The following is a 12,559-nucleotide window of genomic DNA, read 5'->3' as shown; positions in this document are numbered from 1 at the left end:
TGATGAAATTGAGTAAAGAAATAATGAAAATTACTACTTCTTTTGAAATTAGGAATATTGGAGAGGGTGATAATAAAAAAACTCATCTACAAGGATATGCATTAACTTTTGATAGTTTGAGTGAGGATCTAGGATATTTTAGAGAAATAATAAGAAAAGGTGCTTTAGATAATTGTAAAATGGATAATGTAGTACTTAATATCAATCATGATATGAATAAACCATTAGCAAGAAATAACAAAGTTGATGGTATTGGAGCATTGACATTAACTATAGATGAAAAAGGACTATTTTTTGATGCAGTACCAACAGATACTTCGTATGCAAGAGATTTAATTTCGAATATGGAGGCTGGAATAATAGATAAGTGTAGCTTTGCATTTGCACTAGATTATTCTGATTCAGACTCTCAAACATGGGATTGGGATAATGGAAATAGGGGATATGATTTAAGAACAATAAATAAAATTAAAGAAATATTTGATGTATCTATTGTTACTAATCCAGCTTATGAAAGTACAAGTTGTACAACTTATAAAAGAGCAAAAGAAAATTATAATAGTTTACTTGAATTAAAAAAAGAAAAATTAAGATTAGAATTGGAACTTATTTAAATAATAGGTTCTTTTTTTATAAAAAAATATAAGGAATGGTGAAGAAATGAAGGTAAAAGAGTTAAGAAGATTAATTGCCGATAAAAAGGCAGAAGCAAGACAAATGTTAAAGGAAGATAAATTAAAAGAAGCAGAGGACATAACTGCTGAAATAAGAAATCTTGAGAGAAAAGTTAAAATTGCTGAAGAAATAGAAGAAGAGGAAAAAAGAGATTTAGAAGAGCAAAGAAATTTAGGAAATAGAAATTCAAAAGAAAATATAAATGAAATGAGAGCTATAGTTAAGAGTGTAATGGGGGCAGAATTAACTCAAGAAGAAAGAGCTACAATAAAGACTTCTGATAATGCAGCAGTATTACCTAAACAATTTGTAAATCAATTACAAGAAATTAAAAAGGGATATGGATCACTTAAAGAACTATGCGATGTAATTCCTGTTACTAAAAACGAAGGGTCTATTCCAGTAGTTGATTATGACCAAAATGAATTAGCAGATGTAGCAGAAGGTGAAGATATAGTAGATGGAACTTTAGTTACTACAGATTTAACTTATAAATGTTCTAAAGTTGGTTTAATTCAATCACTTTCTTCTGAGTTAGTTGATGATGCAGAAGTTGAAATAGAATCAATAGCAAAAACTAACTTTACAGAGATTACTGTAGCGAAAGAAAATAAAAAGATTATGGCAATTATAAATACTAATGCCACTTCTGTTGAAGAACCAGCAGATTATACAGCATTAGAAGATGTAATGGCTAAGGCTTTACCATCTGTAAAGAAGAATTTAATTACTTTATGCAATGTAGAAGGATATGCTCATTTAAAAAATATGAAAGATAAGCAAGGAAGAAATCTGAATTTAATTACTGTAGGTCCAGATGGAAAGGAATATTTCAATGGGAAACTTATTGAAACTTTTGATAGTTCTTTAGTTTCAGCAACACCAGGTAAAACAAAAATATTTTACTCTTTAAGTATGAAAGAGGCTGTTAAATTTATAGAAAGAAAGGGTGTTACAATAGCAAAAAGCACAGAAGCTGGATTTAAAGATGATACAATAAAATTAAGAATTCTAGAAAGAATTGATGTTGTAAAAGGCTCAACTAGATCTATAAAGAAAATAGAATTAGCTTAATAGGTTAGGGATTATTTCCCTTTTCCTATTTAAATAGAAAGGGTGATTATATGACCTTAGAAGAAATAAAGGCCTATTTAAGAATTGAATATGAAGAAGATGATGAGCTTTTAAGTAACTTAATAGAAGTTAGTGAAAATTATATAGATTCTTGTGTAGGAAGTGCATATAAAAATGATGAAAAGGCTATAAAGCTGGCAAATTTACTTCAAAAAAAGTTAATAGCTGATATGTTTGAAAATAGAGGAACTGAAATATCAAATTCTACTAAAAGAGATATAATGGTTACATCTATATTAGATAAATTAAGTTTGATAGGTGATTAAATGTCAGAATTCAATATAAGTATAGGAGAATTTAAATATCCAATAATTATAGAACGCTATCAAAAAGTTAAAGATAAAGATAATAGATTAGTTGAACAATGGAATAAATTATGTAGTGCTAGAGCTAAGATTTTATGGACTAGAGGGAGTGAATATATTGAATCCTATGGTACCAATAGTGAAATTGAAGCTACTTTTTATATTAGATTCAACTATAAAAATATAACTTCTAAAGATAGGTTAATCTATAAAAATGAAGCTTATGATATTATCTATATAAATAATGTTCAAGAAGCCAATAAGTATTATGAAATAAAAGCTAAGAAGGTGAATTAAATGTCATTAGAATTTAATGGATTTGATGAACTTATCAATGATTTAAACAATTTAGGCAATATAGGTAATAAAATAGGTAAAAAAGCAGTAGAAGAAGGTGCGAAAATAGTTCTAGAAGCTCAAAAGAGAGACGCTCCAAGAAGTGGTGATGATGACCATGGAGCAGATAAGCTTGATATAGCAGAAATTAAGAAATATGCTAAAAGTGGTACTGTAGTTGGTAGAATTGGCATTTCAAAAGATAATTGGGAGTTCACAAAAGGGCTTTATTTTAATCATTATGGATTTGAACATTATAAATCTGGAGAAATGGTAGATGTTCATATAGGATGGATGAATGATTCATTTAAAAAATGTAAAGAAAAAGCATCAGAAAAGATTATAGATATAGCTAGTAAAGAAATAGATAAAATCCTAAAATAGGTGATTATATGATTGAAGTAATAAATAAATTAGAAAGTGAGTTAGGAATTCCTTTTTATTATGTAAGTAGAGAAGAGGGAGAAGCTCCAGTAGTAGTTTATAATTATAAAAAAGAATTAAATATGAGTGATATGGAAAAGGAGTCAGCTAGTTATGACTTCTATTTTATTTTAATAATAAATAAAAATATAAATATTACAGTTGAGAAGTTTGAAGAAGTTTTAATAAATAATCTTTTTAGAAATGTAACTGTAAATCAATCAACTACAACTAAAGAAAATTATATTCAAATTTCAATAACTGCTAGTAAAAATATATAAATGGAAGGTGATAATAATGGCAAGAGAAACAGGTGTTAAAAACCTTACAGCATTCAAAATGGATGAAGGCAATACTTATGGGACAGCTATTCCAATGAAGAATTGTGTATCCTTAAAAACTACTAATAGTTATAAGGATATTTCATATGAATCTGATTGCACTATTGAACATTCATCAGCTAAATTAGATTATGCTGATGTGGAGGTTGTTATGAGTTCAGCTATGGGATATAAACTTTTAGCAGATTTAACTGGAATGCAATATAAAAATGGTAAAGCAAGTACTATAGTTGAAACTGTATTTCCTCAATTCGCTTTAGCATATTCAATAGTACTAGATGATGGAACAGAAAGAAGAAGAGTTTTATATAATTGTAATCTTAAAAAAGATGAGCAATCAAATGAAACTGATTCAGAAGGAGAAACTTGGACATTATCTGGTAAAGCGTTGCCGGTAGAAATTGATGGTGTGCTATATGTGGATACTATACTAGACCAAAAAGAAATTGAAGCAATAGAAGATCTAGAAGAAAAAACAAAATATCAAAAAGAATTTAAAGAGTTCTTCAGTAAGGTAGTTATGCCGGGAGAACCTATAGCAGCTTAATTAAAGGAGTGGTTATTCTGCTCCTTATTTTTATAAAAAGAGGTGTAAATATGGAAATTATTAATCTAGCTAATAGAAAAGAAGTTGAAGTAAATATAAATGGAACTGAATGTGTAATTTCATTGGCTATAAAAAATATAAATCACTTTCAAGAAAGCTCTAAAATTGGATTACAAAAAGCTTTAGATAAAATGAAAAAAGGTGATTTAAATATAATATTAAAATTAATTTATAGCATGGTATCAGAGAAGAAAACAGGAAGAATATTAGGTTATAAATTCTTTAAAGATTTTGATGAAGTTGAAATAATTAAAGAATTGCAACCAATAATAATGGAATTATTAAATAAAGATATGCCACAGGCTAAAAATGAAACTGAAAAAAAGTAGGAAATGGTAAAGATGATAATTATATAGATATAGATAATATTCTTTATATGGGTAGATCTTTACTAAAAATGAGTAATGAAGAAATATTTGAATCTAGTCTAAGGTTTATTTTTAAACAGCTAGATATATATGTTGAAGCTAATAAACAAGTTGAAAAGAAATATAAATCTAATAATAAAGGCTATGAAAAAGAAGAAAAGAAACTTATGGTACTAGATTAGAAAGGAGGGATAAAATGGCTGATGAAAAACAGTTGGTAGTTAATCTTGCTTTGAAATCTGGAACTATGAAGCAACAAATTACTTCTATTAATAAAGATATAAAGCAAATGCAAACAGATTTTAAAAATGCAGGAGCAGGAATAGAAGATTTTGAAAAAACATCAGAGGGCTTAAGTGAAAAATTAAAACTTCAGCAATCAGTACTGGAAAAATTGAAAGATAAACTTAATATTTATAAGCAACAGCAAGAGAAATGCACCCAAACTTTAGATAAAGCAATATCATCCTATCAAAAACAAGAGCAAAAAGTTAAATCATTAGAACAAGCATTAGAAGAAACTAGAGCAACTTATGGCAAGAGTAGTGAAGAAGTTAAAGAATTAGAGGAACAATTAAAAAAAGCTAACATAGCACTTGATACTAAAAGAAATAGTGTTATTAATGCTGATAATTCCTTAAAGAATATGAAAACTACAATTTCAAGTACAGAAACTGAAATAAAAGAAATGGAAAGACAGATAAGTCAAACTTCTAACACATTAGAGAATATAGATAGTGGGAATATAGATGAATTAGGAGATAGTTTTGATAAAGCTAAAGAAGAGGCAGTAGCTTTTGGGGCACAAATAACAATCATAGGTGAAGGTGTTCAAAAAGTTGGTGAATCTGTTACTAATACTGGTAAGAAAATAGTAGGAGCTATGGGAGAATTGGTTACTTCCGGTGCTGAATATTCGGCAGAAGTAGCTGGTACAGAATTTATATTAAAAAGTCTAGATTCAACTACGCAAGATTTAATAAATAGTAGTAGTGAATTAGCTTCTAATATAGGATTAACAAATAAACAATATAAAGATAGTGCTACAAATATAGCTAATTACTATAGAAATATGGGGTTAACTACAGAAGAAACTAATAATCTTACAGAATCAACTATGGGATTAGTAGCAGACTTGGGGGCAATTACAGATATTCCTTTTGATGAATCATTATCTGCATTTAAATCTGCACTTCAAGGAAACTATGAAGCACTTGATAAGTTTGGGGTTAATGTTTCAGCTACTACTTTAGCAAATACTGAATATGTTAAAAGTTTGGGGAAATCTTGGGATAGTTTAAGTAATAATGAAAAAATAATGGCTATTTACAATGAAGTAGCAAGACAGAGTGCATCAGCAACTGGATTAGCAGCACAAGAAGCACAAGAATTTGGTATGCAAAGTAAATTGCTATTTCAAAAAATAGATGAATTAAAAGGATCTATAGGAGAAAAGTTATTACCATTATTACAACCTTTCTTAGAAAAGATTAATGAAATAGTTGGAGTTATATCGAGTTGGGTAGAAAAAAATCCAGAACTGGTAACAGCTATAACTGGTGTAGTAACAGTAATTGGAGCAATTTTATTAGTTGTAGGAACATTAATAACTACATTAGGAACTGCAATAATAATGTGGGGAGCAATATCTACTGCAATAGCAACTGCGAGTATACCGTTTTTAGCTATAACAGGAGTGATAGTAGGAGTTATAGCAGTTGTAGGTTTGTTAGCAGGTGGAGTAGCAAGTAATTTTGAAAATATAAAATTAGCAATAGAAAATCTAAAATCAAAGTTTAGTGAGAACTTTGGTAATATACAAGAAACTTTCAATAATACTTGGTCTATGTTACAAGATATTTATAATACAATAGTTCAACCTTTATTTGATATGGTAGGAGTATTAATAGAAGCTACAGTTAACTTTATATCAGATTGTATGCCAGGAATATCTCAAGCTTTTCAACTTGTATTTAATATTATGAAAACTGTTTGGGAGTCAGTAGGAAAACCAATAGTAGATTTTATGATGGAGATATTCAAAGTAGTCGTAGATTGGTTTGTAGCAAATTTACCATTCTTAAGTCAAGTATTTAATCAAGTAATAAATACATTTGTAACTGTTTGGAATAACCTAGGGAAACCATTATTTGAATTTGTAAAGACTTATATTAATTATGTGATAACATTTCTTAAACCTGTTATAGCTATATTAGGTACTGCTTTTAGTGGGGCATTTACAGTAATAAAGGTAGCATGGAATATATTATATCCTATATTTGATTTGTTAGTAGGAGTAATATCAAAAGTAGCAGGGGTAGCTGTTACTGCTATGAGTAAATTTATGAGTGCTATAACTACTGCTATGAATGCAGTATTAACTCCTATACAATGGGTAATTGATAAGTTATCAGATCTATTTAGTTGGTTAGGTAGTGTTAGTTCTAAAGTAGGAGGAGTTTTAGAAAAAATTAATCCATTTAAAAATTTATTTAAAAGTGCTGATTTGCCTTCTAGTATTGGAACAGTAGGAATTGGAGTAGATACTAGTGGAATATCTACATTAGGATTAAATGACATAGCTTTAAGTGGTTCTTATTATACTTCTACAACTAGAGCATCTTTAGGTGCAACAGATATGATTAGACAAATTAATGGAGGATCTAATTCATTTTCTCAAACTGAAGTTTTAGATAGTATCGCAAGACAATTTACACAAGAATTAAATAATATAAAAGAAGAAAATAGTAATTCTATGAGCCTTATTGCTAAAGCTTTAGAATCAATGTCAAATGCAATTAAAGATTTAAAAGTAGAAGCAGTAATAGATGGTGAAAAATTATCTAGTAGGTTAAATAAAATAGATGGCAAAAACTTGAGTTTATATGGAAGGTGGAATAGTGCGTGATAAGACAAATTAAATTTAATAATTTAAAGTCTTTTGATGATTTTGAATTAAAAATAAAATCAATTGAAATAGCATATCCAACTCCTAAAACTATAAAAGAGAGTGTACCATTTCAAAATGGAGATTATGATTTCACAGAATTATATGGAGAAACAACATATAACAATAGAAGTATAAAAATTGCATTTATATATGATGGCTTTAAAGCAATAACTAGAACTAAGTTAAATTCTTTTTATACAAAAGTTATAAATTGGTTATATAATGCAGGAAAAAGTGAATTAATAATTGATTATGAAGTTGGAAGTTTTCAAGGTAGAGTTATTAATATATCATCTATAGAAGTTTTAACATGTGTTGGGGAAATAACTGTAGAGTTCGATTGCTATCCATTTAGAATTTATAAACAAAGTGAAGGAAATATTCCATGGGATGATTTTAATTTTGAATTAGATTATTTACAAGAAACTAATTTTAATGTATTAGTTAGCAAATCTATAAATATAATTAATTCAAGTTCAAAAAGAATTTCTCCAACGGTTATATGTTCAGAAAGTTTTGAGGTAATTAAAGGTGACACAACATATAAATTTAATTCAGGTACTACAAAAGATTGGAGATTTACCTTAGATAAAGGAGATAATAATTTAATTTTAAAGGGTACTGGCAATATAGAGTTTGTATTTAGAAAAGAGGTGCTTTAATGTATCAAATAACTATAAAAAATAATAATGAAGAAACAATAATTAATGCTTTATCTACTGATATTGAAGCACCAAGATTACTTTCTGGAAGTATAAAACATGGAATAAATACTATAGATAATTTTACTTTTAATATAGCTTTTAATAATCCTGGATATAATAAGTTAAATGCTCTTACTACTTTAGTAGAAGTTTTAAATATTAAAAATAATACCTTAGAATTTAAGGGAAGAGTATTAATTCCAACTGAAAATATGAGTAGTGATGGAGGAATTATTAAAAGTGTTACTTGTGAAAGTGAATTAGGTTATTTAATGGATAGTAGTACTGTTTATGGAGAGTATCATAATATTTCAGTGCGAGATTTTCTAAAAGTTATAATAGATAATCATAATTCACAAGTAAGTGAAGATAAGAAATTCCAAGTTGGAATAGTAACTGTAATAGATAATAATGATAGCCTGTATAGATATTTAGGGTATGTAAAAACTTTTGATGCTATTAAAGATAAGCTTATAGATAGGCTTGGTGGAGAACTGAAAATAAGATATGAAGATGGAATAAGGTATTTAGATTATTTATCAAGTATAGGAGAATTAAAAAATACAGAAATAAGAGTAGCTAAGAACTTACAAACAATAGAGCAGGAGAAGGACCCAACTTCTATAATAAGTAGATTAATACCTTTAGGAAATAAGTTAGAAGATAGTGAAGAAAGATTAACAATAGAAAGTGTTAATAATGGAATTAAATATATAGATGATATTGCAGCTATAGGAGAATTTGGGGTTATAGTTGATTCTGTTACTTGGGATAATGTTACTGATTCTTCTAATCTATTAAGAAAAGGTCAAGAGTATCTTAAAGAAAATAATAGAATTAAGAAAAAATATAAAGTAACAGCTTTAGATCTTAGCACTATAGGATTAGATTTTGATAGCTTTGAAGTAGGGAATAGTTATCCAGTTATTAATCCTTTAATGAGTATAAATGAAAATCTTAGAGTTATTGAAAAAACTATAGATATATATAATCCTCAAAGTTCATCTTTAAGTATTGGAGATAAATTTGAAGATATTAAGGCTTATCAATTAGGAATAGTAAAAGCTAATAGAAATATCCAAATTATAAATGATAACTTGAACACAACAATAGCAACAGTAGCTACAGTTTCAACAGAAGTTAATAATACTGTAGAAGTAGTTAAAAATACAAATGAAATACTAACTAATACAAATGAAACTCTAGCAGATTTAACAGGAACAATATCTAATATAAATCAATCTTTACAGGATAATATCAATAAAACTCTAGAATTAGCAAATACAATAACAAATATAAATAAATCATTGCAAGATAATATAAATAAGACTTTAGGACTAGAAAATACAACTTCTAATATACAAAATACTTTAAATAATACTAATGAAAAACTTGAAAAATTAAAACGCAGAGTAATGTTGGAGGTATATTAATGGAAGAGGTAAAAAGAATAGCAGCTACAACATTAACAGATACAGAAACAGAATTATATAAAAATTCAAATGGATCTATTGTAAAAACAATACTCTTATATAACTCTAATAGTTCAGAGAAACAGGTAACACTAAATTTAGATGGTGTTACTTTTTTATTTACGCTAAATTCAAATGAATTTAAGGTAATAGATACTCCTATAATGACAAATTCAATAAAAGGAAAAGGGCAAGGAGTTAATATTCACATTACAGGAATACAATTAGGAGGTGCTTAAAATGGGAGTTATAGCAGATAAAATAAGAAGAGCTATATTTGGTGGAGAAGTTAGAGATAGCATAGCAGATGGAATTGAGGTTGTAGAGCAGTTAAGAGAAGATTATGATAGACAAGTAATTAATGCTGGAAATAGTAATGCAGAAATTGTAGATGCAAGAGGTGGCCAAGCTAAATTAAAAAATAGGTTAGATAACTTTGATTCGCATCTGGAACAAATTAATACGGAAATAGGAGTTTTACCTGAAACTTATATAGCTAAATCTGGAATATGGGGAGAAATAAATTTAAGAGGAATAAATATAGAATGGTTCGGAGCAGTGGGGGATGGCAATACAGATTGTACAATAGCTATAAGAAATGCAATGGATTTCGCTGGGAATATTCCTGTAATAATACCAGAAGGTAATTTTATATCTAAATATATTTATTTAAATTCAAATCAAAAAGTAATTTTAATAGGTAATTTGATTTGTGAGCAGAATGAATTGGGAAATTTATTTTATTTAGATAATAAAGAAAATGTTACGATATTAGGCATTGGAGGAAAGGCAAAAGGTAGTACTAAGGATACTAATAATTTCATTAAGGCAATTAACTCAAACAATATATGCATAGAAGGGGTTAAATTAGAGGGATTTAAGAATAAGGGAATTGATATAGGGGATAATTGTTTTGATGTAATTGTAAGAAAAAATATTGTTAGTGGTTCAACTAGTGTTTCTGGAGCAGGAATATCTGCATTGGGTATTAATTGTAAAAATGTAATTATATCTGACAATATAGTTAGCAATTGTAGAATAGGGATAGCTGTTAATGGAGGAAGTAATCATATAGTTTCAAACAATGTTTGTAAAGATAATATACTAATGGGGATAGGAATTGATGGGATTGTTGCTGAAAGTGGTGACGGTGTTAAGGATAGTATTATAAAAGGTAATATAATTACAGGAACTATAGGAGATTCTTATGGAGGATTGTATATAGGAAATGGTGCAAGTAGAAATTTAATTTCTAACAATGTAATTACTAATAATGGTCGTGCTGGAATAAGAATATCGGGTGGAGAAGGTTTTAAAAATATTAGAAATATAATTCAAAATAATAATATATACAATAATACAAATGGAATAGAAGCTTCGTATTCTGAAGAAAGTTTGTTTTTAAGCAATATTATAAGTAATAATGGTAAAGGGATAATTTTATTCAACTCTGATGAAAATAATATATCTAACAATGAAATATTGGGTAACTTAGATGATGGAATAAAACTTCAATCGGGAAATAATAAAATAAATAATAATAAAATAAAACTAAATAATGTAGGGATAAGAATTGCATATGGAGGCTCTAATCCATCTTATAATGTAATTGAAAATAATGATATAACTAAGAATACAACATCTAGCATAATAAATGCTGATATTAATACATTTAATCATAATAAGGGTTATATTACTGAGAATCAGGGGATTGCAACAAAACTAGTATCTGGTGGGAAAATACCTCATGGTTTATCTGGAAATCCTTCTGTAAGTCCGTACGGTTCTGTGTTAGTTCAAGCAAAAGGAGGAAGTGCAATTGGACCCCAGAATATAATGGTTACATCAGATGAAACAAATATAACTATTTATTTTTCTGGAAATGAATCATATGATTTTTATTGGAGGGCATCTGTTGGATCAATAAATTAATTATGTTAAAATTATTATTATAGTATCATTTATGGGGGAAGGTAATGAAGGAAGATTTTAAAGCAAGTGAATATAGATTATTTGCAATGTTCATAATTTTTATATATAGGATTGGGAATAGAGTATATTATTCTAATTCATTGTTACGAGGTATTTTACTAGTCGGTTTGAATATAATACGTAAAATATTTATAGATATATTGTTCCAAGTAGATATACCATTTAAAGTAAAGATAGGTAAGGGTTTAAGATTAAAACATCCAAGAGGAATAGTAATACATCCTAATGTAGAGCTTGGAGAAGGTTGCTCTATTTATCATCAAGTTACTATAGGAGTCAATGAATTTAGTAGCAATGGAGGCGTTGCTAGAATTGGGAATAATGTTTTCATAGGAGTCGGAGCTAAAATAATTGGAGATGTAATTATTGGAGATAATGTACGAATTGGAGCAAATGCAGTTGTAACAGAAGATGTTATGAATAATTATACTGTTTATTCAAAACAATTCATAAAGGAAAGATCTAAATAATAGAGTATTAAAATTTAATACTCTATTATTAAAAATTGATTACTTACGTTGAGGTATCTAAAAATTTACAACTAAAAATAAAATAATGCCAGCTAGGCGATAAAGCAGTATGTAATATCCTAGCTGGCAAGGTTAACTACTAAAAAGATAATAAAGTAAAGACAAGTAATATGTCAATAAGAGCTTACTAATTGTAGGCTCTTTTTTATATAGAAATTTAAAGGAGGGAGGCAATTTATGAATGATGAACTAATAAAACATCAGCTTGAAACGCATGAGAAAAGATTAAATAATCATTCAGAGCGATTGGATGAATTAGAAAAAGGAAGAGCTGCAACTGATGTTAAGATGGATAATCTTTGTGAAAAACTTGAAGCTCAAACGAAAAGTATAAATTGGCTTATAGGTATAATGGCAAGTAGTTTAATAGGATTCTTTTTTTATGTAATTCAACAAGGAATATTTAAATAAGAAAGGTGAAGTTGAAAAATGAGTAAAGTTTTAAAGTCTATATTAACAAGATTGAATAATAAAGGAACTATATTAGCTTTAGCAGGATTAGGAGTAAGTTTACTAGTACAATTAGGAGTTAATATTGATTCTGATAAGGTAGTTGGAGTTATAAATACAGTATGTAGTATTTTAATATTACTAGGTGTGCTAAATGATCCAACTGAAAACACTAAGGCTTATATACCTTATGTAAGTGATAAGTTAATAGAAACAAATATGGAGCAGGAGTAATCTTGCTTCTTTTTTATATAAAAATTAATTAATGAAAG

Annotated in this window: 17 protein-coding genes; all 17 read left to right on the top strand. The window is 27.8% G+C overall.

What is annotated here, in order from left to right:
• The first annotated feature begins 2 nt into the window (after positions 1-2).
• The 17 genes from H9660_RS03575 (at position 3) to H9660_RS03495 (ending at position 12,521) form a co-directional block, all read left to right on the top strand.
• Positions 3-614: an HK97 family phage prohead protease gene (locus tag H9660_RS03575; protein ID WP_207729400.1), complete on the top strand. Its 612-nt coding sequence runs from the start codon at positions 3-5 to the stop codon at positions 612-614.
• Positions 615-660: 46 nt separating this feature from the next.
• Complete coding sequence (locus H9660_RS03570) at positions 661-1,749, top strand: phage major capsid protein (protein ID WP_191748641.1); 1,089 nt, start codon at positions 661-663, stop codon at positions 1,747-1,749.
• A 50-nt stretch (positions 1,750-1,799) separates the two neighbouring features.
• On the top strand, positions 1,800-2,075 hold the full coding sequence (locus H9660_RS03565; protein WP_191748639.1) for a head-tail connector protein: 276 nt from the start codon (positions 1,800-1,802) through the stop codon (positions 2,073-2,075).
• Positions 2,076-2,411, top strand: a complete 336-nt coding sequence (locus tag H9660_RS03560) for a phage head closure protein (RefSeq protein ID WP_191748637.1) — start codon at positions 2,076-2,078, stop codon at positions 2,409-2,411.
• Entirely contained in the window at positions 2,412-2,834 is a 423-nt protein-coding gene (locus H9660_RS03555; protein ID WP_191748635.1) for an HK97 gp10 family phage protein, read from the top strand.
• Positions 2,835-2,842: 8 nt separating this feature from the next.
• Positions 2,843-3,154 carry a hypothetical protein gene (locus H9660_RS03550; RefSeq protein WP_191748633.1) on the top strand — a complete coding sequence of 104 codons (312 nt, stop codon included), beginning with the start codon at positions 2,843-2,845 and terminating at the stop codon, positions 3,152-3,154.
• Positions 3,155-3,170: 16 nt separating this feature from the next.
• Positions 3,171-3,761, top strand: coding sequence for a hypothetical protein (locus tag H9660_RS03545; protein ID WP_191748631.1), 591 nt, complete (start codon positions 3,171-3,173; stop codon positions 3,759-3,761).
• A gap of 50 nt (positions 3,762-3,811) precedes the next feature.
• A complete protein-coding gene (locus H9660_RS03540) occupies positions 3,812-4,150 on the top strand; it encodes a hypothetical protein (protein WP_191748629.1) in 339 nt (112 codons plus the stop codon).
• Between the two features lie 68 nt (positions 4,151-4,218).
• Positions 4,219-4,371, top strand: a complete 153-nt coding sequence (locus H9660_RS03535; RefSeq protein WP_191748627.1) for a hypothetical protein — start codon at positions 4,219-4,221, stop codon at positions 4,369-4,371.
• 14 nt (positions 4,372-4,385) lie between these two features.
• Positions 4,386-7,097, top strand: a complete 2,712-nt coding sequence (locus H9660_RS03530) for a phage tail tape measure protein (protein WP_191748625.1) — start codon at positions 4,386-4,388, stop codon at positions 7,095-7,097.
• Positions 7,094-7,801 carry a phage tail family protein gene (locus H9660_RS03525; RefSeq protein ID WP_191748623.1) on the top strand — a complete coding sequence of 236 codons (708 nt, stop codon included), beginning with the start codon at positions 7,094-7,096 and terminating at the stop codon, positions 7,799-7,801. The genes H9660_RS03530 and H9660_RS03525 overlap by 4 nt, the downstream gene beginning before the upstream one ends.
• Positions 7,801-9,276: a phage tail protein gene (locus tag H9660_RS03520; protein ID WP_191748620.1), complete on the top strand. Its 1,476-nt coding sequence runs from the start codon at positions 7,801-7,803 to the stop codon at positions 9,274-9,276. Before H9660_RS03525 ends, H9660_RS03520 begins: the two co-directional genes overlap by 1 nt.
• Positions 9,276-9,554 (top strand): hypothetical protein, encoded by a 279-nt coding sequence (locus H9660_RS03515; protein ID WP_191748618.1) that lies wholly within the window; start codon positions 9,276-9,278, stop codon positions 9,552-9,554. The genes H9660_RS03520 and H9660_RS03515 overlap by 1 nt, the downstream gene beginning before the upstream one ends.
• 1 nt (position 9,555) lies before the next feature.
• Positions 9,556-11,247 (top strand): right-handed parallel beta-helix repeat-containing protein, encoded by a 1,692-nt coding sequence (locus H9660_RS03510; protein ID WP_191748616.1) that lies wholly within the window; start codon positions 9,556-9,558, stop codon positions 11,245-11,247.
• Positions 11,248-11,291: 44 nt separating this feature from the next.
• Positions 11,292-11,777, top strand: a complete 486-nt coding sequence (locus H9660_RS03505; protein WP_207729398.1) for a serine acetyltransferase — start codon at positions 11,292-11,294, stop codon at positions 11,775-11,777.
• 237 nt (positions 11,778-12,014) lie between these two features.
• On the top strand, positions 12,015-12,248 hold the full coding sequence (locus H9660_RS03500) for a hemolysin XhlA family protein (protein ID WP_191748614.1): 234 nt from the start codon (positions 12,015-12,017) through the stop codon (positions 12,246-12,248).
• A gap of 18 nt (positions 12,249-12,266) precedes the next feature.
• Positions 12,267-12,521 carry a phage holin family protein gene (locus H9660_RS03495; protein WP_191748612.1) on the top strand — a complete coding sequence of 85 codons (255 nt, stop codon included), beginning with the start codon at positions 12,267-12,269 and terminating at the stop codon, positions 12,519-12,521.
• Positions 12,522-12,559 lie beyond the last annotated feature (38 nt).

Origin of the sequence: Clostridium gallinarum, from assembly GCF_014836325.1 — a bacterium.
Classification (GTDB): domain Bacteria; phylum Bacillota; class Clostridia; order Clostridiales; family Clostridiaceae; genus Clostridium; species Clostridium gallinarum.
This window is presented reverse-complemented; position numbering and strand designations above follow the sequence as displayed.

Bases quoted from the DNA above. Each gene is read 5' to 3' on its own strand.
- H9660_RS03535 (WP_191748627.1), top strand. From the start codon at position 4,219: ATGAGTAATGAAGAAATATTTGAATCTAGTCTAAGGTTTATTTTTAAA.
- H9660_RS03540 (WP_191748629.1), top strand. From the start codon at position 3,812: ATGGAAATTATTAATCTAGCTAATAGAAAAGAAGTTGAAGTAAATATA.
- H9660_RS03565 (WP_191748639.1), top strand. From the start codon at position 1,800: ATGACCTTAGAAGAAATAAAGGCCTATTTAAGAATTGAATATGAAGAA.
- H9660_RS03495 (WP_191748612.1), top strand. From the start codon at position 12,267: ATGAGTAAAGTTTTAAAGTCTATATTAACAAGATTGAATAATAAAGGA.
- H9660_RS03520 (WP_191748620.1), top strand. From the start codon at position 7,801: ATGTATCAAATAACTATAAAAAATAATAATGAAGAAACAATAATTAAT.
- H9660_RS03545 (WP_191748631.1), top strand. From the start codon at position 3,171: ATGGCAAGAGAAACAGGTGTTAAAAACCTTACAGCATTCAAAATGGAT.
- H9660_RS03515 (WP_191748618.1), top strand. From the start codon at position 9,276: ATGGAAGAGGTAAAAAGAATAGCAGCTACAACATTAACAGATACAGAA.
- H9660_RS03560 (WP_191748637.1), top strand. From the start codon at position 2,076: ATGTCAGAATTCAATATAAGTATAGGAGAATTTAAATATCCAATAATT.
- H9660_RS03500 (WP_191748614.1), top strand. From the start codon at position 12,015: ATGAATGATGAACTAATAAAACATCAGCTTGAAACGCATGAGAAAAGA.
- H9660_RS03555 (WP_191748635.1), top strand. From the start codon at position 2,412: ATGTCATTAGAATTTAATGGATTTGATGAACTTATCAATGATTTAAAC.
- H9660_RS03530 (WP_191748625.1), top strand. From the start codon at position 4,386: ATGGCTGATGAAAAACAGTTGGTAGTTAATCTTGCTTTGAAATCTGGA.
- H9660_RS03570 (WP_191748641.1), top strand. From the start codon at position 661: ATGAAGGTAAAAGAGTTAAGAAGATTAATTGCCGATAAAAAGGCAGAA.
- H9660_RS03575 (WP_207729400.1), top strand. From the start codon at position 3: ATGAAATTGAGTAAAGAAATAATGAAAATTACTACTTCTTTTGAAATT.
- H9660_RS03550 (WP_191748633.1), top strand. From the start codon at position 2,843: ATGATTGAAGTAATAAATAAATTAGAAAGTGAGTTAGGAATTCCTTTT.
- H9660_RS03510 (WP_191748616.1), top strand. From the start codon at position 9,556: ATGGGAGTTATAGCAGATAAAATAAGAAGAGCTATATTTGGTGGAGAA.
- H9660_RS03505 (WP_207729398.1), top strand. From the start codon at position 11,292: ATGAAGGAAGATTTTAAAGCAAGTGAATATAGATTATTTGCAATGTTC.